Consider the following 19,667-nt stretch of genomic DNA (forward strand, 5'->3'; position numbering starts at 1 on the left):
GTGATCGTGGTGGCACGCAGGGTGAGGTCGACCTGGGGGGAGATCGGATGCCGCGCGGCGAGATCGACGAGGCGTGGATCGAGGAGGCGGTGCGGCGGTACCGCCGGATCGAGTCCCTCCAGGCCGAGTTCGACCGGGCGGTGGAGACCGTCGAGGTGACCGTCCGCTCGCCCGACGGGCTGGTCGAGGTGGTGGTCACCGCCAGCGGGCGGATCACCGACGTGCGCTTCCTCGGGCCGCTGCACAACCGCCACCCCCGGGACGTGGCCGGCTCGGTGCAGGCCGCCGTCACGGCCGCCGCCGACGCCGCCCAGTGGGCCCGGGAGAAGCTGCACAACGAGACGTTCACCGCCTACCGCCCGCTCGCGGGGGCGTGAGATGGACGCCCTGCGCGCCCTCGCCGACCGCCTCGACGAGGCCAGCGCCACCCTCGCCGCGCTGTCCCGTACGGTCACCGCCACCGACCCGCCGCACCCGGCGTTCGGTGCGCACGCCGCCGGTCGTCCCGGCGAGGTCGGCCGGGCCCTGCACCGGCAGTGGACGACCGCCACCGACGGGCGGGCCCGCGAGGCGGGTGCCGCCGCCGCCCGGCTGGCCGCCGCCGCGTCGGCCGTCCGCAGCGCCGCCGACCGCTACACGTCCACCGACGAGGCCGCCCGCCGCCGGCTGGCCGGGGAGGCGTGATGGACCCGCTGGACCGGCTCGCCGAACCGGGCCTGGACCTGCTCGCCCGGGTCGACACGCTGCTCGCCGCCGGTGCGCCCGAGGCGCACCCGGTCTGGCCGCTGCTGCGCCGGATGCAACTGCTGCCGGGGGAGGCCCTGCGCGCCTTCCTCGACCTGCATCCCGCGCCGCTGGCGACCGCCGGCCACGCCGTGCGCCGTCTCGTGCGGGGGTACGACGACGCGTGCGCCGCCCTCACCGACCCGGGTGTCTGGTCGGGCCCGGCCGGGGCGTCCTACGACGAGGCCCGTACCGCCCTGCTGCGCCACCTGGACGAGGGCCCGGAGAGCCTGGTGGGCCGGCTGGAGTCCACCGCCGGTTACGCCGACGCGCTGGCCGACTGGGTGGAGGGCAGCCGGTTGGCGGTGGCCCGGGTGCTGGCCGAGGTGCTCGGCTCCACCGAGGCAGTCCGGGTCCGGGCGGCGGCCGGGGCGGGTGCCGGGCCCGCCGGGGCGGCTGCGGCGGCCGAGATCGCCACCCGGGTGCTCTCGGTGCTCGGGGTGGCCTACGACGGGGCGGAGACACTGCTGCGTCAGTGGTCGCCCAGCCTCGCCGAGTCGACCTGGCGGCCGACCGGCGGGCCGTCGTACCACGGCGGCCCGGTGCGGATCGGCTGATGGACCTACCGACCCGGCGGGGGCCCGTCCGTCGCGCCCTGACCGGTTCCGTCGATCCGTCGTAGGCTGAACGCATGGGCATGCTCTGCGCGGTCAGCTTCAACCGGTACGGGCGGCTCTACTACCTCGACCCGGGGGAGTTCAGCCCGCAGGTCGGTGACCGGGTGCTCGTCCCCACCGACGACGGCCCCGAGGTGGCGGAGTGCGTCTGGGCGGCGCAGTGGGTCTCCGAGGAGACCGACGGCTTCCCGAAGCTGGCCGGGATGGCCGGTGACGACGACCTGCGCCGCGACGAACTGCTGCGGCGGCGCAAGGCCGAGGCGAAGGTGGCGGCGAAGCGGCTGATCCGGGAGCACGGTCTGCCGATGAAGGTGGTCGCCGTGGACCACGTCCTCGCCGCCGCCGAGGGTGCCGGGGACCGGACGACCGTCTACTTCACCGCCCCGCACCGGGTGGACTTCCGCTCGCTGGTCCGGGACCTGGGCGCGACCCTGCACTGCCGGGTGGAGCTGCGGCAGCTCTCCGCCCGGGACTCGGCGCGGGTGCAGGGTGGCATCGGTTCCTGCGGCCGGGACCTGTGCTGCGCCACCTTCCTCAACGACTTCGAGCCGGTGACCATCCGGATGGCCAAGGACCAGGATCTCCCGTTGAACCCGCTGCGGATCTCGGGCGCCTGCGGCCGGCTGATGTGCTGCCTGAAGTACGAGCACCCGCTGTACGCCAGGTTCACCGAGTCGGCCCCGGCGATCGGCAGCCGGGTCAGCACGCCCGAGGGGGACGGCCGGGTGGTCGGCCACAGCGTCCCGAGGGACGCGGTGACCGTCCGCCTGGATGCCGACGGCTCGCGCTCCTTGTGCTCCCGCGCGGACGTCTGCGGCTCCCGGAGCGCCTACGAGAGCCGTGGCCCGGCCGGCCCCGGAGGGGCCGCGCACTGACCGACGGTTCACGGGTGTCGGGCCCGGCCCGTCAGGCGCGGTCGTGCAGGGTGACCTGGTAGCCGTCGGGGTCGGCGAAGGTGAACGTCCGGCCGAAGGGCCCGTCGACCGGCGCGGAGACGATGGTGTGCCCGTCGGTGACGAGCGCGTCGTGGATGGCCTGTACGTCCGTGGCGTGGAGCCAGATCGCGGCACCGATGCCGGGCCGGGCGGCGGAGGCGAGATCGGTGCCGGGGACGACGTCGCGCAGGGCGAACGCGATCGGTGTGGTGGCGAAGACGACGGCGTGCGGCGGCCCGGCCGGCGAGCGGACGAGGCCGAGGTAGCGCTCGTAGAACGCCTGCGAGGCGGCGAGGTCGCGGGTCTGGAACGAGATGAAGTCGGGGCCGGTGACGGGCATGCGATACTCCTTCAGTAATGTCAGGTTCCTGACATGCACAAGCTATGTCAGAATGCTGACATGAGTCAAGCTGATGCCGGCATCGACCTGGAGACGTCCCTGGGTTACCTGCTGAAGGAGGCGTCGAGCGCCCTGCGGGCGGCCATGGAGGAGGTGCTGCGACCACTCGGGATGGGTGTGACGCACTACGCCTGCCTCGAACTGCTGGCGCAGCGGCCGGGCATGTCGAACTCCGAACTCGCGCGGGGCGCGTTCGTGACCCGGCAGACGATGAACGTGCTGCTCCAGAATCTGGAACGGGAGGGCTACGTGGTAAGGCCGGCGGCGGCACCCGTCGGCAAGGCGCTGCCCACGCGACTCACGCCGAGCGGTCGACGCAGCCTGGAGCGGGCGAGCGCGGCGGTCCGTTCCGTCGAGGTCAGAATGCTCTCCGGCATGACCGGCCCCGAGCGCTCAGCCGCGTTCCACGCCCTCAAGTCGATGATCCACTCCCTGGCCTCCCCGCCCGCGCCGCCGCCCCCCGCCGGCGACCGGGGTTGATCAAGAGGTTTGCGTCAGTGTGGGCACGGCGGGTGACGCGAACTTCTTGGTCAACTTCGGCGGGCGGCGGAGGCGGCGGGCAGCGGGTGGTGGGTGGTCGGGTGGGGCGCGGGCGGCGCGGCGGGGTCCGTGCCGGGGTGTGGTCCGGGTGTGGCCGGGAAGTCAGGTGAGGGTTACCGGGGGTTCGGCGAGGCGGGGGGTCAGCGGGGTGCGGGGGGTCAGCCAGGAGGCGGTGGGGGCCTGGTCGGGGTTGAGCTGCCAGTCGTGGCAGACCCGGTCGACGGCGATCGGATAGACGGTCAACGTGCCGTCCGGGTCGATGCGCATCCGCAGGAACGACTTCGAGTCCTCGATGCCCTGCCCGGCGAAGAGCTCGTTGACGTTGACCCCGAAGGCTCCCGCCACGAGCAGGTATCCGGCCACCAGTTGGGTGGCGGCCAGCCCGATCACCGGGCCGTAGACCACGGCGGCGGCGACCGCCGGCAGCGGCCACGGCCAGTGGTAGAACGGCAGGTGCAGCCAGGCCCACGTGCCGGCGACCGCGAGTGCCACGTGCGCCAGGCCGTGACCGATGCCGAGCAGCCAGTGCCGGACGTGCCGTTTCCCGCCGGCGCTGGGCGGCTTGGCGAAGAAGGCCGCGCCGAGCAGCGTCACCCCCAACATGATCACCAGCGGGACGCTGAACAACCGCTGCTCGGTGCCGGTACGGTTCCCTGCGACCCCGGCCATGGCGAGCATCAGCAGCGTGTGCAGGGTGCCGAGCAGGGTCCCGAAACCCGGGTTGCGCCGGGGCAGCCGGTGGAAGATCCCCCAGCCGTAGCGGCGGGAGCGGGCCGCGTCCGGGAACCGGGCCACCAGGTCGTACGCGCGGGTGCGGCTGGCCCGGCGGGACAGGGTGTCCTTCGGCGGCACCTCGATCCGTTCGGGCAGGGTGTGCGTCGGATACAGGTACGCCCCGCCCCCGCCGCAGGTGATCAACTGGCGTTCCGGGCCGGCGTACCGGGCGTAGTGGTGCAGGTCGCCGGAGACCAGCAGCCGCACGTGCGCGCCGGTAGGCGCGATGATCGTCCGGACGAAGTAGTCGATCGAGTCGTACGCGGTGGGATGATCGACGGACTTCACCCAGGTCGGCGCCGGCACCGCCAGGATCACCCGGGACTCCGGGCCGAGCCGGCGGGCCACCTCGTCGAAGTACGACAGCTGTGGATCGTCCAGGTAGGACCCCGACTGGTCGTCCAGGCCGAGCAGCCACCACCCGGCCGGCAGTTCCACCGCGAAGTACGACCGGGACTGGCCGGTGCCCCAGCCGCCGAAGTTGCGGTCCCGGGAGCGGACGAACAGCCGCAGGAACGCGGTCAGCCCGTCGTACCAGTCATGGTTGCCGGGCACGGCGAACAGCATCGGCCGCTGCGGCGGTGCCACCGGCAGCGCCGCCTGGTACGGCCCCTTGCACCGGTCCTCGTACGCCTCGTAGGCCGCCGACGGATAGACCTGGTCGCCCCCCATCACCAGGGTCTGCGCCCGGGGGAGCCGGTGCCCGTCCACGGTCAGCTCCGGCTGGGCCAGCAGGTACGCCACCGAGTACGTGGCGTCGAAGCCGTCGCCCAGGTCGGCCACGTAGTCCAGCCAGAGCCCACCGTCGGGGCCGACCTGCGTGCCGATCCTGGCGTCGAGCGCGTTCTGCAACTCCCGCTTGTCCAGGTACGCCCCGAACAGCATCGCCAGCAGGGTCCGGATGCCGGTGCTGATCAGCAGGAACGGCGCCAGCCAGGGGACCGGTTTGCGGGGCGTGAAGCCCAGCTCCACCGGATCGGTGCCGCGTGGCCTGCGCACGGCCCGCTCCCCGGGGGCGTGCTCGGCGTCCGGGTCCGTTCCGGGGCCGCCCGGGGTGGCGGGGCGCTCGGGGGTGGCGGGATCGTCGCTCACCCGGGCAGCCTAGCCCTCCCGCCCGACACCGATGTCCCTTGATGTCCGGGTCCTCCGGCCGGGGAACCCCCTCGGTCCCGTCGGGGGTCGTACCGTACACTTGGCGGTCGTTGCCGCCTTAGCTCAGTCGGCTAGAGCGACGCACTCGTAATGCGTAGGTCGACGGTTCGATTCCGTCAGGCGGCTCGGGTAACCGAAAGGCCCCGTGACCAGGCTCAACGCCTCGGTCACGGGGCCTTTCTCTACGCTCGGGGAGATCAGCCCGGAGGGGTCTGGGTTGCGCCCTTCGGTTGCAGTAGCGCCGCGAGGTTGCCGTCCATCAGCGCCGACACCGCCCGGTCGACCGCCTCCCGCTGCGTCTTCTTCGCCACGTCCACGTAGATCCGCGACGTCGAGATCTGGGTATGGCCGAGCACCTCCTGGACCACGCTGATGTCCGCGCCGGAGGCGATCAGCATGGTGCCGGCGGTGTGCCGGGCAGCGTGCAACTTCGCGTCGGCCACCCCGGCGCGGCAGAGCAGGGCCTCCCACGCCTGGTGGTCCTGGCCGGCGTCCAGCCGCCGACCCCACGGTGAGGTGAAGACCAGCCCCTCCGCCGCCCACTCCAGGCCGAGGGTGCGGAACTGCTGCTGCTGCCGCTCCCGGTGCCGGCGCAGCAGCTCCACGAGCACCGCCGGTAGCGCCAGCGGCCGGACCGACTTCTCGGTCTTGAGGTCGACCTCGACGATGCCGCCGCCGACCCGCCGAGGGCAGCGGCGGGCGTGGCCGGTGCAGCCCGGCGGGCACAGCGGGGGACATGGTCGGGTGTGCCGGGCACAGCCCTTCCCCGGGCACCGGGACGGGCACAAGTGCGGCCGGGGCCGGCAGGCGGCCGGCGACTTGCAGCCGTGCTCCCACGGCGGCCTGCACGCCTCGGTGCGGTGCTTGCCCTCCGTGCACGCCACCGGATCGTCGCAGCCGTGCTGCCACGCCCGCCGCTGCAGCTGCGTCTCCAGCTCGACGCACGGCTCCTCCCCGGCCGGCGGGTCGAGGTGCACCCGGGGCCAGCGGATCCCCAGCGTCTCTCCCTGCCGCGGTCCCATCAGCAGGCCGAGTAGCCAGCGGGCCGCCATCTCATCCTGGAGCGCCTCGCGGATGACCGCCTCAGTTTCGGCCAGGGTGAGGGCGGCGACCTTCTTGGCGCGGTAGCTGGGCGGGTCGATGAGGTCGCACACGTTGCGGGCGGCCTTGCCCCGGCGGACTGCGGCCTTGAAAGCGACGGACAGCATCCGGTGCGTCTTGTGGATGGTGGCGGCAGCCATCAGCGGCGCCCGGTCTTTGCCGCGGCTGCCCCGCACGACCTTCGTCGCGGCCATCGCCGTGTACATCGCGTCGAGGTGCTCCGGCTCCAGGCGGCGGTTGTTCCCGTCGAGCTTCCAGGCCCCGATGTGCGGGATGGCGTAGTTGTTGATCAGCGCCCGGTAGGCGGTGTACGTGCCGTAGGCCCGGCGTGGCTTGATGACGTGCTCCAGCCAGTGCGTCAGCCATTGCTCGACCGTCTCGATCTTCTGCGGTACGCCGTGCCCGCGCTTGGCCCGCTCCAGCAGCTCGTCGACCTTCGCGGCCACCTCGGTGGCGGTCCGGCCCTTGCGGTGCTTGCGGTCAGGCTTGCCGTTCGGCTTCGTCCCGAGGGTCACCCAGCAGTGGTACAGCCCGTCGCTGCCCAGGTAGATCGACGGGCGACGGTTGGGCTGTCGTGGCACGGCTGCATCACTCCTTGGCGAGGTGCCTCAGCGTTGCTCGGATAACGGTCTTCTCCGCGGCCGTGACGTTGGGGTCGTTGAGCTTGCGCATGATCGCGCGAATGTCGGGCTCAACGATCGGCTCAGGCTCGGTCGGCTGTCGGCTGCCATCCCAGCCAAGGATCTGTGAGGCGGTGTGTGCGGGGATGCCGAGGCCCTCGCAGAAAGCAAGCACCTTCTCCCGCTGCGGGTTCGGGCTCTCGGAGCGTGACCAGCGATAGAACGTTGCTCTGCCGACGCTGGTCAGCCGCTCGATGTCCTCGATGCTCAAGCCCCTGCCGCGGGCTTCATCGAGAGCGCGCTTGATGAAGCCGCCGAACAGGCGGACGCGCGGGTCGTTGCTAGTCGGCGGCACGATCTCACCATAGGTGCCGGATTCGGTACTAGGTTGCCGAACGCGGCTCGATTGCCGCATGCGGCTCGTTAGCCCGGGATGCGCGGGAAGCGGTACTGGGCGGATATCGACGAGAGACATGGCGACAGCCTAGGGCCAACCGGCCCCGAGCAGAGTGACCGAAAGTACGAGCGTTGCCATAGTTGGCAATAGCTCAACATGGGCGCTATCGTCATTGCCATGCATGGCACTGAGAGAGCCGAAGTCGGCACCCCGCCGGCTGCCGTCGTCGTCCAGATCGAACCCCTTGTGCTGCGCCTCCCGGCTGCCGGCCACGTCCTCGGCGGCATCAACCGCCAGACCGTGTCCCGGCTGATCGCCGAGGACGAGCTGGAAGCGATCTACGTCGGCGGCACCCGGATGGTGCTGCGCGAATCGGTCGAGGCGTACATCGAGCGCCAGAAGCAGAAGGCGCGGGCCGCCCGGAACGGCGACCCCCGCGTGGCAATCGCCGCCTGACACGCGCGAGCCCCCGGCCGCTGCCACGGCGCGAGGGCTCCACCAGGACATCAACCCATCAGCAAGGAGTCCCGATGCAGTCCCAGACCCTACCCGACACGACCACCCCGCCGGCCGAGTCGGTCAGCCCGACCATGGCCGCGATCCTGGCGAACGCTCGCGCCGACGCCGACCGGGCCCACCAGATGCACGACGAGGCGTCGGACCTGGTCGACCGGCTGTACGCCGACCGCCGGCAGTTCCGCCGGCAGTTGGGCCAACTCGCCGGCCAGATGGACGAGCGCGCCAACGCCGCCTACTCCCCGGCCGATGGGCAGGCCCTGGCCGACTTCGCGGACGAGGTACGGGCGCTGCGGGAGTCCATCCCGGGGCCGTCCGACTCGCCGCTGACCGTCCGCGACCGGCTCACGGCCGAGCTGCACCGCATCGTCGACGACATCGCCCGCCTGGACCTGCCGATCGCCGACGACACCGGGCTGAGCCTTGGTGTGCTCGACAACCGGGCCGACCTGGACCGGTGGGCCGCCTACCTGGACAGCACGGTCAAGGTCGACACCACCAGCGGCATCCCGCACGTCAAGCGCACCCTGCGCCTCGGGGAGCGGTTTGAGGAGCTGCACGTCAGGGCGCAGACCCACCCGGAGCCGCGCGGCGAGTTGGAGCGGCTCCGGGCGCGGGTCGCCGAGCTGGAGTCGCAGCAGGGCAGCACCCGGTGAGCGCGGCCGACCCGACGCCGGACCCGGTCCCGGACCACGCGCCGACCCGCCCCCTGGGCCCGTTCCCGGGCACCGGCGGCCGGACCGGTCCGGACGTCGCGCCGGCACCGGTCTGGCCGGCCGACGCCGATCGCGGGCGCGGTCACCATCGTCGGCGAGTACTGCGGGCACCTGCCCGGCGAGATGCACGACGGGTCGTGCGCGTACTGGGCGTCCATCGCCCGGGGCGACGGCGAGTACGCGCTGCCGGACTGGGGCTCGGTCGTGGTGCTGCCGGTGCACGCCCCCGGCCTGGTGCCGCTGCGGGACCAGGCGCTGGGCGGTGTCGCGTGATCACCTGGCTGACCCTCGCCGTCCTCGGCCTGATCGCGGTCCTCGTCGGCGTCTGCGCCCTCTGGCGCATCGACGCCCGCGACGCCGACCGCTGGGCCCACATCGCCCACCGCCAGGCCGACCGGCTGCGCGTCCGGCAGATCCAGATCCGGCACAAGCAGGAGCGCATCGAGGCCCTGCGGGACGAGCTGGACGTGCAGTACCGGACCCGGCCGTCGGCGACCGCCGCGATGCTCGCCGACCTCGACGCCCTGCCCATGACTCACGAGCGGGAGTACCCGAGATGAGCGTCACCTCGTACCGCCAGTTGACGGCCCTGCGCCGGCCCGACGCCGACCACCGCGACCTGCCCACCACCATCCTCCCGGCCGTCCGCCGCCCGTCGACGAGTCTGGAGCCGGCCCCGGCCGACACCGCGCCCGCCGGCTACACCGGCCGCCACCGGGACGGCAACCGGTGAGCCCCCGGCAGGTGCTCGCCGCCATCACCCGGCGGGCCGCCGCCGACCAGCCCGACGAGATCGAGCAGTGGGTCGACGGACTCCGCCCCACCGTGCCGACCGGCGGTCTGACCGCGCTGGCGTCGACTGCGCCGATCGACACCGCCGCCGTCCGCGCCCTGACCGACACCCGAGAGGAGCAGCAGCGGTGAACGCCCTGCGACCCCGCTTCCAGCTCACCCCCGAGCAGTACGAACGCCTCACGATGCCCCTCGACGGCAACCGCGTCGGGAAGAACCCGAAGGGCTTCTCCCACCTGGAGGCGTGGGACGTCCGCCGTTGGCTGATCCGCGTCTTCGGTTTCGGCTGCTTCGACGTCGAGACCATCGCCCTGGACCTCGTCAAGGAGTTGGAGATCGCGCCGGGCACGATCAAGTACCGCAACGGCGGGTCGAACGACAAGACCATCTGGACCGTCGTCTACCGGGCTCAGGTCCGGCTCACCGTGTACGACCAGTTCGGGGGGAAGGTCGTCCTCGAGGACGGCGCGTGCGGCGACTCGACCAATCAGCCCAGCGTGGGTGACTGCCACGACAACGCCTCCAAGACCGCGCTGTCGCAGGCGCTGAAGCGGTGCGCGGTCAACCTCGGCGACTGCTTCGGCCTGTCGCTCTACAACGGCGGCGGTATCGGGGCGACGGTGAATCGGTCGCTGGTCGGCCCGGCCGGGACGGCTGCGGTCGAGCCGGCGCAGTTGCCCGCCGAGGACGCCCCGGTGCAGCCGGAGCCCGGCACCGCGCCGGCCGCCGTCGACGAGCACCAGGAGCCGGCGCAGCCCGAGCGTCCGGTGTCCTCGCCGCCGGCTGCCGAGCCGCGGCCCGCGCCGACCGCCGTCGGGGTCCGGGACTGGACGCTGAAGCCGGACCGCACCGCCGACGGCATCCGCAAGGCCGCCACGAAGCTGCTCAGCGAACACCCGGCCGTCGCCGCCAAGCGGGTCACCAACGAGCACGGTGACGACGAGCAGCTTTCGGTGCTCATGGAGCGCCGAGCGAAGGAGCTGGACCCGAAGATGCCCGCGGCTTCGGGCGACGACCTCTCCGACCGGCGCCGCAAGCGGCTCTTCGCCCTGTTCCGGGACCTCGGATACGACGGCCCCGCCAACCAGCAGCAGCGCCGCACCATCGCCGCCCGCGTTCTCGGCCGCGAGGTGACCTCCATGTCCGAGGTGACCGACGCGAAAGACATCGAACAGATCATCCGGGCCCTGGAGGGCCAGCAGCGGCAGCGCCGCCAGCCGATCGGAGCGACCGCATGAGCCACAAGCCCACCGACGAGCAGCAGCAGGTCATCGACGCCTTCCGGTCCGCCGACCGGCCGACGATCGTCACCCAGGCCGGCGCCGGCTGCGGCAAGAGCAGCACCCTGAAGATGGCCGCGCAGACGCAGCCCCACCGCAAGGGCCTCTACGTCGCGTACAACAAGGCCCTCGCGGTGTCGGCCCGCGCCGACTTCCCGCCGGCCGTGGACTGCCGCACCGCGCACTCCCTGGCGTTCGGGCCGGTCGGCCGGCACTACCGGGACCGCCTCAACGGCCCCCGGGTGCCGGCCCGCCAGGTCGCCGAGTTCCTCGGCTTCAACAGCCCCGTGCAGATCGCCGGGGAGCTGGCACCCCTCGCGCCAACCACCCTGGCCCGACTGGTCATGGAACTGGTCGGCCGGTTCCTCAACTCGGCCGACGACGAGCCGGGCATGCAACACGGTCCCCGGGTCGACGGCTACTCCCGGGCCGACAACCGGGCCCTCGGCCAGTACCTGGTGCCCTACGCCCGCAAGGCGTGGGACGACCTCCAGCTCACCACCGGTGGCCGGCTGAAGTTCACCCACGACGTGTACCTGAAGCTCTACCAGCTGTCCCGGCCGCGCATCCCCGTGGACTACGTGCTGCTGGACGAGGCCCAGGACCTGAGCCCCGTCATGGCGTCGCTGTTCCACTTCCAGACCCACGCCCAGCGGATCATGGTCGGCGACTCGGCGCAGGCGATCTACGGGTTCCGGGGCGCGATCGACGCCATGGCCAAGTTCGAGGCCGACCAGCGACTCACCCTCAGCCAGTCGTTCCGGTTCGGCCCGGAGATCGCCGCCGAGGCCAACAAGTGGCTCGACCTGCTCGACGCCCCGCTGCGGCTGCGCGGTTTCCCGCCGGCCCGGTCCACCGTCGAGCCGATCCTCGGCGACCCGGACGCGATCCTGTGCCGCTCCAACGCGGGCGCCATCGCCCAGGTGATGCACGCCGCCGCGACCGGCCGCCGGCCGGCGCTGGTTGGTGGGGGAGACGACATCAAGCGGCTCGCCGAGGCGGCCCGGGAGCTGATCGACGGCAGCGCCACCTCCCACCCCGAACTGGTGGCCTTCAAGACGTGGGACCAGGTGCGGGAGCACGCCGCCCAGGACGACGCCTCCGGCAACCTCCAGGTGCTGGTCAAGCTGATCGACGACTACGGACCCACGCAGATCATCCAGGTCGTCAACAGCCTGGTCGCCGAGCCGTCCGCTGACGTGGTGATCTCGACGGCGCACAAGGCGAAGGGCCGGGAGTGGGACCGGGTTCGGATCGCCGGGGACTTCCGCGAGCCCCGGATCGACCCGGTGACGCGACGGGCGAAGCTGGTCCCGGACGAGCTGATGCTCGCGTACGTGGCGGTGACCCGGGCCCGGGTGACGCTCGACCGGCTCGGCCTGGCCTGGGTCGACTGGTTCACCCGGCCCGCCCCGGTCCCGCCGCCGGCCGCCGTCGCGCCGGCCCGGCCGGTCCCGGAGCACGCGATCCTGCCGGACGCCCCGGACCCCCTGGCGGCGGACACCGTGCTGGACACCACCCCGGACGGCCCGGACCGCATGCGGGCGGACGAGCATCGCGCCTGCTGCTGGCTGTGCACCCCGTCCCTGCGCGACTCGTGGCCGGCCCCGGTCCCCGCGGGGGCACCCCGTGGCTGAGCAGCACACCCCGGGGGCCGGTACGCCGGCCCCCGGGGGCCACCCGGCCCTCACCGCCGCCGCCGACCAGCACCTGGCCGAGCTGCGGGACCTGGTCCAGCTCGTCCGGGACCACCGCGACGCCCACGACTGCCCGCCGGCCCGGCCGTGCCCCGGCCCGTGGGCCGCCGACCAGGTGATCCGGCTCCGCTGCCACCACCGGGCCGGCCTGCTCGCGCTGGCCCTGGCGGAGCTGGAGGCCCTCGGCTACGGGCGGCCGACCGCCGACGACGCGCACTGGCCGGCCGACCCGGACGGGGGCGCGTGATGGCCCGCCGTGCCCGCCCGCGCCCTCGCCGGGCGAAGCAGACCGTCAAGTCCCGGCTGACCCCGTGCGTCTACCGGGCCGACGTCGGTACCCCCGACCCGGCGGACCCGCAGCGGTGGCTGTGCGTGTGCGGTGTGCCGCGGCGGCACCCCCGGCACGACGAGCCGGATACCGCCGCCGCCCAGGCCGAGCACCTCCGCCGAATCGGCGGCGACCAGTGACCGGCCTGTGCAGCACCCTCCCGGCCGACTGGTGGGACCTCGGCGACGACGGCAACCGCCTCGCCCTCGCCATCTGCCGCGCCTGCCCCGCCCTGGCCACCTGCGCGGCCGACACGACGGCAGGGGAGGCCGGTGTCATCCGCGCCGGCATCGCCTACCTGGAGCGGGGTGGCATCGCCCCGATCTGCCAGTGCGGCTACCCCGACGACAAGCGGCCGGACCCGCGCCGCACCACCGTCCTGTGCCGCCGGTGCCATGTCCCGCAGGTGCGGGCGTGGCGGCAAGACCGGCGCCGCTACTGGGCCGACTACTACCGCCGCCACCGCGCGCGGCAGAGCACGACCACCATCCCCGCGATCGAGGAGACCCGAGCCGCATGACCACCAAGACCCTGCCCCGCCTGCCCAAGGACCTGACCCAGGGCGGCGCGTCCGTCGCCGTCCGGCTGCCCTTCGGTGAGGGCTCCGTCGCCCACCGCCCCACGACCGACGACCGGCTCAACGGGGTGTTCGTGTTCGGCATCGAGCAGCGGTCTGCCGTGCCGGTGGCCGCGTGCGCGCCGGACGACGACGAATGCCGGCTGCTCTCCGCCGGCTGGGCCGACCACATGGGTGCGCAGGCGTGCACCGAGGACGCCTGCTTCCCCGACGCCGAGCCCCGCTGACCGCCGGCCCCGGGCGGCACTTCCCCGCCGCCCGGGGCCGGCACCCGAACCACCCGATCCGATGCACAGAACCCCCGGAGGCGTAAGTGGCGTACCAGCTGGTCCAGGAGGTGCTCGACCACGCGCCCCCGATGACCGCAGCAGAGCGCCTCGTCCTGGTTGCGATCGCCGAAGAGATCCGCTCGACGGTGGCCAGGAAGTGCGAACTTGACACCGAGTCCTTGTGCCGCCGCACGGGCGGCCTGGACCCGAGCAAGGTTCGCGCCGCCCTTCGCCGCCTCAAGGACCGAGAAATCGAGGTCCGGATTGCTCTCGGCACGGACCGGGCCGGTAACCCGGTCTACGCCTACCGGGGACAGGTGCCCCGCTACCAGCTCCCGGTGTTCCCGCCGCCGCCCGGGTGCGGCTGCGGCGACTGCCGATTCCAGGACGAACCGGCTGTGGACAGCGCTGTGGATGACGTGCAGGAAGGCGGGCGCGACAGCCCACCTTCCGATGAAACCCGAGGTCAGGAAGGCGGGCGCGTACGCCCTCCTACTCAAGAAGGAGGGCGCTCAACGACCGAAGGCGGGCGCTCAACGACGCAAGGGGGGCGGAAAACAACGGAATCCGTCGCTCAGCGCCCGCCCTCTCCGTCCGTGACCGAGACCGTCATCCCTCAGCAGCCACCCACCATCGCTCACCTGATCACGCGAACCGGCGCGACAGACGACGAAAGCCAACTCCTGATCCAGACGATCAAAACCCGGTACCGGCCCCGGAACCTCGGCGGCTACATCCGCGCGATGTCCGACGCCGACCTCACCGAGCTGCTCGACGAGATCCGCGTCGACCGCAAGCCCGTCGACAACCTCCCGCCCAAGTGCGACCGGTGCGGCCCGAACCGGCAGATCGAACTCGACGGCCGAATCCGCCGCTGCCCCACCTGCCACCCCCTCGCACTCGCCGCAGCCCGCAGCGCCTGACCCCGGAAGGAGCACCGTGGACCGCCCCGCCCCCCAGCACTCCGACGCCCTCAACCGCATGGTCGGCATCCCCCCGGAGCCCCTGGTGCCCGCCGTCAAGGACATCCCGGATGGGGACCTGGTTGACCCCGCCGAGTACGAGCAGGCGCGTGTCGCCCGCCGCCGGGCCGCCGCCGGCCGGGCTCGTCGTCGCCGAATGCAGGCCGCATGACCGCCCGGCACCTGACGCCCGGCATGAAGCGCGCCAGAGCCTCCGCACAAGCCGCCATCGCCCGCGCCCAAGCCCACGTCCCACCCCCGCCCGCCGTCGACCCCGAAGACCCCTGAGGCGGCGCATGGCCACCCAGCCCCGCCGCCTGGCGCACCCGCTGCCGCCAGATCCGCGAAGACATCGAGGAGACCCGCCGCCATGGCCGACCTGACCCCCGCTGAAGCCCGCCAGCACCTCGCCACCCTCATGGCTGACCTCGCCCGCGACATCGACAACAGCACCCTTCGCGGCCACTTCCACAACCGCGGCTACCCGCACCTCGACGAGGCCGCCCTGATCGCCCTCCGGCGGCAGATTCGCGACGCCGTGGTCACCGTCGGCTGGCCCGACCAGGAGGACCCCGCCGTGACCACCCAGTCCCAGGACCGCATGCCGCTCCGGGCCGAGCTGTCCACCGCCGGCCAGCTCACCCAGGCCCTGGAGGCGATCCGCGAACTGCGCATCCAGCTCGACCGCACCGAGGGCGAGTCCAGCGCGTCCCCCGGTTCCGGCCCGACCCGCGCACAGGGTTCGCCGGCCGGCTACGAGGTCGTCGTCACCGCCCTGCACAAGGACGGCCTCGGCGCGCTCAGGTCCGGCGACGTGGCCGTCTCGGCGGTGGTCGACCCGGCCGACGGTCCGACGGCAGCCGCCGCGCTCTCCCAGGTGCTGCGGGCCCTGGGTGCCCCGGAGCCGATCCGGCCCGCCGACTGGGAGCAGCGGGCCATCGACGCGGTCCGGGAGGCACTGGAGGCCCCCTGGTCGGTCCTCGGCACGGGTCGCGCCTCCGAGATCGCGGTCCGCGCCATCATCGACGCCGGCCTGGTCGGGCCCGGCGGACGATGCCCCTGTTGCGGCTCCACCTACCCGCGCACCGTCGGCCTGGGTGAGGACGCCCGCTGCTGGACGTGCGCCACCGAGGACCAGACCGGTCTCGACGAGCCCGATCGGGCCACCCCGTGACCCGGCGCCGTCTGCTGGCCGCCCTCGCCATCGCCGTGGTGGCGGGGGCGGCCGCCACCCTCGCACTCGCCGCAGCCCGCAGCGCCTGGGGCGACCCGGCCGCCGCCGTCCTCGTCGCGGTCGCCGCCGTGTTCGTCGCCCAGCCCATCCCGCACCTGCTCCGCCGGAGGACCCGCCCGTGACCCCGCACTACCTGCACGCCCGCGCCGCCACGCTCTCCCTCGAGTTCGCCCTGGACCAGCTCGGCGCCCAGGCCGAACTCGAGGCCCGCGCCATCCGCGCCGAGCAGGCCGCCGTCCGCGAGCCCCTCCGCTCCGCCAGCTGGGGCCGCCGCACCGCCCTCGGCGGCCACGGCGACCCCACCGGCGACGCTGTCCTCACCGCCCGCGCCGGAGCCCGACCCAACCGCTACGCCAACCTTCACCACGACGTCCTGGAGCGCCTCGCCGCAGTCGCCCACCACCTGCCACCGACCGGCGGCATCAACCCGCTGCACCGCGTCCAGGTTGCAATCCCAGGCATGCAGCCCGGCACCGCCGCCACCCTCACCACCCTGCTCAGCAAGCTCGACGAGCGGGTACGCCGCGAACTCCGCATCGGACCCGACCGCGAGCCCCTGCCCGGTGTGGAGTGCCCGGCCTGCCGCCACCGCCTCGTCTACGTCCAGATAGCCGGCCCCGAGCACGCCTGGACCGTGGTGTGCGGCAAGCCATGCCGGTGCGTCGGCCAGGGCTGCCGGTGCGAGCAGCCTGGCGCGGTCGAGGGCCCGGTGCACATCTGGCCCCGCAGCGAGGTGCTCACCGGACATCTGGCGCGGAACTGACGCTGCTTTCAATCGTCCAGCGGTTCACTCGATCGGTGGACGATGCACTGATGCGTTCAGCGGACTGACTATGCGATGCTGGCAACAGAGATCGACGTACGGAAAGGGGGAGGAAAGTGAATGATGCCCGATTTACGCAAGGCATTCTCAACCTCGCCCATGCCGCACGTCATCTTCGCGTGCCGCAGCAAACCTTCCACCGCTGGGCGCGCGGGTACGAACGGGGCGGCCCCCTGCTGCACGTCGTCGGCAACGACCGGGACACGCTGCCGGTGACGTTCATCGCCCTCGCCGAGGCGCACGTACTTGAGGCGCTCCGCACTGCAGGCGTGCAGCCGCGAAAGATCCGGCCAGCACTCAACGAGCTTCAGCGAGAGTTCGGCCAGGAGTACGTCCTTGTCGCGCCCGAACTCGCCACCGACGGCATCGACGTGCTCTGGGACTTCAGCAGGAGCCGTGCCGGTGAGGGACTGATCGTGGGCAACACCGGCCAGCATGTGATCAAGGAGATCGTGGCTGAGCACATGCAGTACATCGCGTTCGGCAGCGACGGCCTGCCGAGGCAACTGACGCTGGCGAACTGGCAGCCCTCGAAGGTGATCGTGGACGTGCGCCGATCCTTTGGCCAGCCGATCCTCGCGGCGACCGGGACCCGGGTAGCGGATATCGCCGGGATGATGAAGGCGGGTGAGAGCGCTGAGACAGTCGCGGACGAGTTCGGCATCGACATCAGCGCAGCCCGAGCCGCCGCACGCATCCTCCTGGGCCGCGCCGCCTGAGTTCTACATCGACGAGAACATGCACGGCCGGACTCTGCGTCGGTTCATCGCCGACCTCGGCTACCAGGTACACAGTCCTGCGTCCGTGTTCGGCCGAACCCGCCTGGACGATGGGCTCGACGACGAGGACTGGCTGCCTGTCATTGGTGCCAAGGGGTGGGTGGTCTTCGGTCGGGACCAGAACATCCTGAAGAGGGAGATGGAGCTACAGGCCCTGCTGGACGCCCGGATCCACATGTTCCTGTTTCCCGGGGATGTCCCGCGACCCCAGATCATTGAGCTGGTGCAGTTCAACCTGGCCAAGATTTGCGCGCTGGCCTCGGCTAGGCAGCCCAACGTGTACTGGCTCCATCTCGACGGAGTGATCAGCTACGAGCAGCGGGTGGCAACGCTAAGGCGCCGACGTCGATAGCGGAAGTGGTCAGGCCGCCCCGCATATGAGCCCGATTAGACCGATTTGCGGAGCATCATAATGACGCCTTCGGCGCGCCGCACGTGGTCGACTGGCCTCAACCCCCGGCACGGGCGGATGATGCCTCTTGTGTCTCCCTCTCTGGCCAGCCAGATTCTGCACGGCGATCACGAGGTCGACTGCCCGGAATGCGGCTACCCGGTCTGGATCCGCTTCTCCGAGGTCATCGCCCAGTGCACCGTGACGTGCCCCTGCTGCCGACTCCGGCTTCATCTCCTCGACAGCAGCGGCCAGATGCAAACCCTGGGGAGCACCCTTGAGCGAATGCTCGACCGAGCGTTGAAGGGCTGGACCAGATGAGGCATCAGCAAGATCTTCAGGTTGCGCTCCGCGAGCGCCTGCGTCGGATCTTGACGCAGGACTACGGCCTTGCCGGACACGAGACGCGGCTGGTCGTGGAGTGGGTGAAGAAGCAGCCGGCCTTGCGTGCGGCGATCGCCGAGGCTGAACAGGTCGAGCCCGACATTGACTTCGCCAGCTTCCTGTCTGGCCTGAACAACCGGGACCTGGCCTGGCCTACCAGTACCGAAGAGGGCCGGGCGGTTCTGGTGTGGCGTCTCATGCAGCACATCGCTGACGATGACGCCAAGCACGGCAGCAACGGCCGAGCAGTCCCTCACATGGCCTTCGCCACGGGGGAACGCAACCTCAACGACGGGTGGCGGAAGTTCGTGGAGGTGGCCCTCGCCCCGTTCTTCGACTACCTCAGCGAGCGCGTCGGGGAAGAGAGCAGCGTGCTCTACGTTCTCGAACGCTACGTCCGCCGGGTGGAGTGGTTCGACCGTGAAGAGCTCTACGCGCGCTTCCAGCAGGACACCCGCAACGGCGAGGAGGTCTACAACCTGGACCTCCAGCGGTTCCTGTACTTGGAGGGGAACTACGTTACGCACGCCAAGCCGCGGTCAGCGTCTGGCGAAGCGGACATCATTGGCGAGGTCGACTCGGACGATGCCCTGATCTGTGACGGGAAGATCTTCGACGCTGGATCCCGGAGTAAGGGCTACCTCGCCAAGGGGTACAACCAGATCGTCCAGTACGCCCAGGACTACCAGAAGAGCGTCGCCTACCTGGTGGTATTCAATATCTCAGGGCGCCCGCTCCAGTTCCCCACCGACGAGTCCAAGGGTGTCTCCTTCCCCTACGTGGACATGTCAGGCGTCCGGGTGTACCTCGTCGGGGTGCGGGCGCTGCCGCCGAAGGCGACCGCAAGCAAGTTGGGCAAGGCCACGCCCGTCGTCGTGACTACGGAGGATCTGATCAACCCGGACGTCTCCTGACTATGTTGGACGGGTGACGATCTGGGTCAACGGCCGCGAGTACGGCACCGCCGCCGAAATCGCCGCACGCCTCGGCTCCGACGTCTCGGTGGCCATGGTCCGCAACTGGCACCAGCGCGACGGCCTCACCGCCCACCGGGTCGGCCGTACTGTCTACCACCCGCTCGACGAGGCCGCCGCAATCGAAGCCGCCAAGCGACGTACGCCACGCGGACGGCCGCGTCAGCTTGACGCCGCCTCGGTCCTCACCGCATGATTTGATCACTCACCGCTACAGGCGGAGTGTGCCCGCAGCCCGGCCGGTCGACCCCCAGGTCCCGCCGGGCTGTTGCGTGTCCAGGAACGGGGCACGCGAGCGCGGGGAGAGCGGGCAGGTCGGTGCGGCGCCGGCCTGCCCGTGCACCCCCGCTCAGGAGTTCGGCTGCTCCCACGACTCGGCGTCGCCGTGCTTGGCGCGCCTCCACTCGCTCGGGGCGTAGACGGCGATGTCATCGCTGTGGCTCTGCACGAAGAGGTGCCCGTCCTTCACGTAGAACTTCAGGGCGGTGGGGTGGCGGTCGATCTTGTTGGTAGCGCGTTGGACGATGACGCCCGGAGCGCTTTCGGAGCTGGTCACTGTACGAATTCCTCCTAGGTGGCCGGCGACGTCGCCGGATGTGCAGGTTGATCAACTGCCGTCGCTCAGC

At 71.9% G+C, this 19,667-nt stretch carries 30 protein-coding genes, 1 tRNA gene and 1 pseudogene; 27 read left to right on the forward strand and 5 right to left on the reverse strand.

Translation table 11 applies throughout. The features are described from left to right. The first annotated feature begins 47 nt into the window (after positions 1–47). The 4 genes from Q2K16_RS23135 (at position 48) to Q2K16_RS23150 (ending at position 2,275) form a co-directional block, all read left to right on the forward strand. Entirely contained in the window at positions 48–377 is a 330-nt protein-coding gene (locus Q2K16_RS23135) for a YbaB/EbfC family nucleoid-associated protein (protein WP_302740104.1), read from the forward strand. 1 nt (position 378) lies between these two features. Further along, a complete protein-coding gene (locus tag Q2K16_RS23140) occupies positions 379–684 on the forward strand; it encodes a hypothetical protein (RefSeq protein ID WP_145917506.1) in 306 nt (101 codons plus the stop codon). After that, positions 684–1,340, forward strand: coding sequence for a hypothetical protein (locus tag Q2K16_RS23145; protein ID WP_302740105.1), 657 nt, complete (start codon positions 684–686; stop codon positions 1,338–1,340). The genes Q2K16_RS23140 and Q2K16_RS23145 overlap by 1 nt, the downstream gene beginning before the upstream one ends. Before the next feature lie 74 nt (positions 1,341–1,414). After that, positions 1,415–2,275: a PSP1 domain-containing protein gene (locus tag Q2K16_RS23150; RefSeq protein ID WP_302740107.1), complete on the forward strand. Its 861-nt coding sequence runs from the start codon at positions 1,415–1,417 to the stop codon at positions 2,273–2,275. 31 nt (positions 2,276–2,306) lie between these two features. Here Q2K16_RS23150 and Q2K16_RS23155 read toward each other — a convergent pair whose 3' ends face one another. After that, complete coding sequence (locus Q2K16_RS23155; protein ID WP_302740108.1) at positions 2,307–2,675, reverse strand: VOC family protein; 369 nt, start codon at positions 2,673–2,675, stop codon at positions 2,307–2,309. Between the two features lie 60 nt (positions 2,676–2,735). Here Q2K16_RS23155 and Q2K16_RS23160 point away from each other — a divergent pair, with 60 nt between their 5' ends. Next, the gene (locus tag Q2K16_RS23160; protein WP_302740110.1) at positions 2,736–3,215 is read left to right on the forward strand and encodes a MarR family winged helix-turn-helix transcriptional regulator; all 480 of its coding nucleotides are present in this window, start codon (positions 2,736–2,738) and stop codon (positions 3,213–3,215) included. 162 nt (positions 3,216–3,377) lie between these two features. On the opposite strand, the pseudogene Q2K16_RS23165 reads toward Q2K16_RS23160, so the two are convergent. Further along, positions 3,378–5,131: pseudogene (locus tag Q2K16_RS23165) on the reverse strand (metallophosphoesterase family protein). Positions 5,132–5,253: 122 nt separating this feature from the next. Between Q2K16_RS23165 and Q2K16_RS23170 the strand changes: the two are divergent. Further along, positions 5,254–5,327: transfer RNA gene (locus tag Q2K16_RS23170), tRNA-Thr, on the forward strand. A 71-nt stretch (positions 5,328–5,398) separates the two neighbouring features. Here the strand turns inward: Q2K16_RS23170 and Q2K16_RS23175 are convergent. Together Q2K16_RS23175 and Q2K16_RS23180 are read right to left on the reverse strand one after the other, a co-directional pair. Further along, complete coding sequence (locus Q2K16_RS23175; protein ID WP_302740111.1) at positions 5,399–6,883, reverse strand: tyrosine-type recombinase/integrase; 1,485 nt, start codon at positions 6,881–6,883, stop codon at positions 5,399–5,401. A gap of 7 nt (positions 6,884–6,890) precedes the next feature. Beyond that, positions 6,891–7,397 carry a helix-turn-helix domain-containing protein gene (locus Q2K16_RS23180; RefSeq protein ID WP_302740113.1) on the reverse strand — a complete coding sequence of 169 codons (507 nt, stop codon included), beginning with the start codon at positions 7,395–7,397 and terminating at the stop codon, positions 6,891–6,893. Positions 7,398–7,496: 99 nt separating this feature from the next. Here Q2K16_RS23180 and Q2K16_RS23185 point away from each other — a divergent pair, with 99 nt between their 5' ends. The 21 genes from Q2K16_RS23185 (at position 7,497) to Q2K16_RS23285 (ending at position 19,237) form a co-directional block, all read left to right on the forward strand. After that, positions 7,497–7,775, forward strand: a complete 279-nt coding sequence (locus Q2K16_RS23185) for a helix-turn-helix domain-containing protein (protein ID WP_302740114.1) — start codon at positions 7,497–7,499, stop codon at positions 7,773–7,775. Between the two features lie 74 nt (positions 7,776–7,849). Further along, a complete protein-coding gene (locus Q2K16_RS23190; RefSeq protein WP_302740115.1) occupies positions 7,850–8,491 on the forward strand; it encodes a hypothetical protein in 642 nt (213 codons plus the stop codon). A 183-nt stretch (positions 8,492–8,674) separates the two neighbouring features. Beyond that, complete coding sequence (locus tag Q2K16_RS23195; RefSeq protein WP_302740117.1) at positions 8,675–8,824, forward strand: hypothetical protein; 150 nt, start codon at positions 8,675–8,677, stop codon at positions 8,822–8,824. After that, a complete protein-coding gene (locus Q2K16_RS23200) occupies positions 8,821–9,111 on the forward strand; it encodes a hypothetical protein (protein ID WP_302740119.1) in 291 nt (96 codons plus the stop codon). The genes Q2K16_RS23195 and Q2K16_RS23200 overlap by 4 nt, the downstream gene beginning before the upstream one ends. Then, positions 9,108–9,284 carry a hypothetical protein gene (locus tag Q2K16_RS23205; RefSeq protein ID WP_302740120.1) on the forward strand — a complete coding sequence of 59 codons (177 nt, stop codon included), beginning with the start codon at positions 9,108–9,110 and terminating at the stop codon, positions 9,282–9,284. The genes Q2K16_RS23200 and Q2K16_RS23205 overlap by 4 nt, the downstream gene beginning before the upstream one ends. Then, on the forward strand, positions 9,281–9,475 hold the full coding sequence (locus Q2K16_RS23210) for a hypothetical protein (protein ID WP_302740121.1): 195 nt from the start codon (positions 9,281–9,283) through the stop codon (positions 9,473–9,475). The genes Q2K16_RS23205 and Q2K16_RS23210 overlap by 4 nt, the downstream gene beginning before the upstream one ends. After that, on the forward strand, positions 9,472–10,581 hold the full coding sequence (locus Q2K16_RS23215) for a Rad52/Rad22 family DNA repair protein (protein WP_302740122.1): 1,110 nt from the start codon (positions 9,472–9,474) through the stop codon (positions 10,579–10,581). The genes Q2K16_RS23210 and Q2K16_RS23215 overlap by 4 nt, the downstream gene beginning before the upstream one ends. After that, complete coding sequence (locus Q2K16_RS23220) at positions 10,578–12,260, forward strand: UvrD-helicase domain-containing protein (RefSeq protein WP_302740123.1); 1,683 nt, start codon at positions 10,578–10,580, stop codon at positions 12,258–12,260. Before Q2K16_RS23215 ends, Q2K16_RS23220 begins: the two co-directional genes overlap by 4 nt. After that, positions 12,253–12,567, forward strand: coding sequence for a hypothetical protein (locus Q2K16_RS23225; protein ID WP_302740124.1), 315 nt, complete (start codon positions 12,253–12,255; stop codon positions 12,565–12,567). The genes Q2K16_RS23220 and Q2K16_RS23225 overlap by 8 nt, the downstream gene beginning before the upstream one ends. Beyond that, on the forward strand, positions 12,567–12,788 hold the full coding sequence (locus Q2K16_RS23230; RefSeq protein WP_302740125.1) for a hypothetical protein: 222 nt from the start codon (positions 12,567–12,569) through the stop codon (positions 12,786–12,788). The genes Q2K16_RS23225 and Q2K16_RS23230 overlap by 1 nt, the downstream gene beginning before the upstream one ends. Next, the gene (locus tag Q2K16_RS23235; protein ID WP_302740126.1) at positions 12,785–13,168 is read left to right on the forward strand and encodes a hypothetical protein; all 384 of its coding nucleotides are present in this window, start codon (positions 12,785–12,787) and stop codon (positions 13,166–13,168) included. The genes Q2K16_RS23230 and Q2K16_RS23235 overlap by 4 nt, the downstream gene beginning before the upstream one ends. Next, positions 13,165–13,452, forward strand: coding sequence for a hypothetical protein (locus Q2K16_RS23240; RefSeq protein ID WP_302740127.1), 288 nt, complete (start codon positions 13,165–13,167; stop codon positions 13,450–13,452). The genes Q2K16_RS23235 and Q2K16_RS23240 overlap by 4 nt, the downstream gene beginning before the upstream one ends. 86 nt (positions 13,453–13,538) lie before the next feature. Further along, complete coding sequence (locus Q2K16_RS23245; RefSeq protein ID WP_302740128.1) at positions 13,539–14,417, forward strand: hypothetical protein; 879 nt, start codon at positions 13,539–13,541, stop codon at positions 14,415–14,417. 16 nt (positions 14,418–14,433) lie between these two features. Further along, on the forward strand, positions 14,434–14,628 hold the full coding sequence (locus Q2K16_RS23250) for a hypothetical protein (protein ID WP_302740129.1): 195 nt from the start codon (positions 14,434–14,436) through the stop codon (positions 14,626–14,628). 198 nt (positions 14,629–14,826) lie between these two features. After that, entirely contained in the window at positions 14,827–15,630 is an 804-nt protein-coding gene (locus Q2K16_RS23255; RefSeq protein WP_302740130.1) for a hypothetical protein, read from the forward strand. Further along, positions 15,627–15,812 carry a hypothetical protein gene (locus Q2K16_RS23260; RefSeq protein WP_302740131.1) on the forward strand — a complete coding sequence of 62 codons (186 nt, stop codon included), beginning with the start codon at positions 15,627–15,629 and terminating at the stop codon, positions 15,810–15,812. The genes Q2K16_RS23255 and Q2K16_RS23260 overlap by 4 nt, the downstream gene beginning before the upstream one ends. Further along, positions 15,809–16,453 carry a hypothetical protein gene (locus Q2K16_RS23265; RefSeq protein WP_302740132.1) on the forward strand — a complete coding sequence of 215 codons (645 nt, stop codon included), beginning with the start codon at positions 15,809–15,811 and terminating at the stop codon, positions 16,451–16,453. Before Q2K16_RS23260 ends, Q2K16_RS23265 begins: the two co-directional genes overlap by 4 nt. 116 nt (positions 16,454–16,569) lie before the next feature. After that, positions 16,570–17,232: a DUF433 domain-containing protein gene (locus Q2K16_RS23270; protein WP_302740133.1), complete on the forward strand. Its 663-nt coding sequence runs from the start codon at positions 16,570–16,572 to the stop codon at positions 17,230–17,232. Positions 17,233–17,251: 19 nt separating this feature from the next. Then, positions 17,252–17,644 carry a PIN-like domain-containing protein gene (locus Q2K16_RS23275; RefSeq protein WP_302740134.1) on the forward strand — a complete coding sequence of 131 codons (393 nt, stop codon included), beginning with the start codon at positions 17,252–17,254 and terminating at the stop codon, positions 17,642–17,644. A gap of 410 nt (positions 17,645–18,054) precedes the next feature. After that, positions 18,055–18,981: a hypothetical protein gene (locus Q2K16_RS23280; protein WP_302740135.1), complete on the forward strand. Its 927-nt coding sequence runs from the start codon at positions 18,055–18,057 to the stop codon at positions 18,979–18,981. 13 nt (positions 18,982–18,994) lie between these two features. Then, a complete protein-coding gene (locus Q2K16_RS23285; RefSeq protein WP_302740136.1) occupies positions 18,995–19,237 on the forward strand; it encodes a hypothetical protein in 243 nt (80 codons plus the stop codon). A gap of 153 nt (positions 19,238–19,390) precedes the next feature. On the opposite strand, the gene Q2K16_RS23290 is transcribed toward Q2K16_RS23285, so the two are convergent. Then, on the reverse strand, positions 19,391–19,597 hold the full coding sequence (locus tag Q2K16_RS23290; protein ID WP_302740137.1) for a hypothetical protein: 207 nt from the start codon (positions 19,595–19,597) through the stop codon (positions 19,391–19,393). Between the last annotated feature and the right edge of the window lie 70 nt (positions 19,598–19,667).

Source organism: Micromonospora cynarisoli (assembly GCF_030518815.1).
Taxonomy (GTDB): Bacteria; Actinomycetota; Actinomycetes; order Mycobacteriales; family Micromonosporaceae; genus Micromonospora; species Micromonospora wenchangensis.